Source organism: Streptomyces solincola (assembly GCF_002982015.1).
Taxonomy (GTDB): domain Bacteria; phylum Actinomycetota; class Actinomycetes; order Streptomycetales; family Streptomycetaceae; genus Streptomyces; species Streptomyces solincola.
This window is the reverse complement of sequence record NZ_PVLV01000612.1, coordinates 1-1550: the sequence shown is the minus strand read 5'-3', so window position 1 is coordinate 1550 and position 1550 is coordinate 1. Positions and strand designations below refer to the sequence as shown.

Here is a 1550-nt window from a genome sequence, read left to right as displayed (position 1 = left end):
GTGCCGGGGCTGTACTTCACCGGCTACACCAACCCCATCAGCGGGATGCTGCGCGAACTGGCCCGGGACGGGGAGAGGATCGCGGCCCGGATCGTGCGCCGGGAGGCGAAGGAGTCGGTACGGCGGGACCGGCGGGCGGCGAAGGCGGCGGGGCGGGGGCGCCGGGCCGCGCCCCGGCGGGGGCGGGACGCGCGCTGAACCGGGCTACCCGGCCGGTCGGGGCGCGGCGGCCGACATAGGGCGCCGGAGGACCAGGGCCATCAGGGCGGCGGCCGCGCACAGCGCGCCGGAGGCGTACCAGACGACGTCGTAGCTGCCGAAGACGTCGCGGGCGACGCCGCCGAGGAAGGCGACGAGCGCCGCGCCGACCTGGTGGGAGGCGAGGACCCAGCCGAAGACGATCGCGCCGTCCTCGCCGTAGTGCTCCCGGCACAGGGCGATGGTCGGCGGGACGGTGGCCACCCAGTCCAGGCCGTAGAAGACGATGAAGAAGATCATGGGGGGATGGACGGCGGGGGCCAGCAGCATGGGGAGGAAGAGGAGCGAGACGCCGCGCAGGGCGTAGTAGACGGCGAGCAGGCGGCGGGTGTCGAAGCGGTCGGTGAACCAGCCGGAGGCGACGGTCCCGACGATGTCGAAGACGCCGATGACGGCGAGGAGGGACGCGGCGGCGGTCACCTGCATGCCGTGGTCGTGGGCGGCGGGCACGAAGTGGGTCTTGACCAGGCCGTTGGTGGTGGCGCCGCAGATCGCGAAGGTGCCGGCGAGCAGCCAGAAGGGGCCGGTGCGGGCGGCGCGGAACAGTGTGGCGAGGGCGCGGCGGGCGGCGCCGGGGACCGGGGCCGGCTTGGGGACGAGGGTGTCGGAGCCGTAGGGGGCCAGGCCCACGTCGGCGGGGTGGTCGCGCAGCAGCAGCCAGACGAACGGGACGACGGTGAGGGCGGTCAGGGCGACGGTGACGGCGGCGGGGCGCCAGCCGTGGTGTTCGACCAGCCAGGAGAGCAGGGGGAGGAAGACCAGTTGGCCGGACGCGCCGGCGGCGGTGAGGACGCCGGTGACCAGGCCGCGCCGGGCGGTGAACCAGCGGCCGGTGACGGTCGCGGCGAAGGCGAGCGCCATCGAGCCGCTGCCGAGGCCGACCAGGACGCCCCAGAAGAGGACGAGTTGCCAGGCGGCCGTCATGAAGACGGTGAGCAGGGAGCCGGTGGCGATGACGGTGAGGGCGGCGGCGACCACGCGGCGGATGCCGAACCGGTCCATCAGCGCGGCGGCGAACGGCGCGGTCAGCCCGTAGAGGGCGAGGTTGACCGAGACGGCGAAGCCGATGGTGCCGCGCGACCAGCCGAACTCGCCGTGCAGCGGCTCGATCAGGAGGCCGGGCAGCGAGGCGAAGCCCGCCGCGCCGATGATCGTCACGAAGGCGACGGCGGCGACGCCCCAGGCGAGATGGACACGGGGCCGGCGGGGCGGCGGGGGCAGGGGGGCAGGGGCGGCGGGGGGCCGGGGGGGCGGGGGGGGCGCGGGTCGGTGCCTCGGGGAGTCCGGCCACG

1 protein-coding gene and 1 pseudogene are annotated in these 1550 nt (G+C 75.8%); one reads left to right on the top strand and one right to left on the bottom strand.

The annotated features are described in order from the left end of the window. Positions 1-198, top strand: a pseudogene (locus tag C6N75_RS28190) (hypothetical protein); the annotation flags it as partial. 6 nt (positions 199-204) lie between these two features. Here C6N75_RS28190 and C6N75_RS28185 read toward each other — a convergent pair. Next, positions 205-1479, bottom strand: coding sequence for an MFS transporter (locus tag C6N75_RS28185; RefSeq protein ID WP_105871684.1), 1275 nt, complete (start codon positions 1477-1479; stop codon positions 205-207). Positions 1480-1550: the final 71 nt, after the last annotated feature.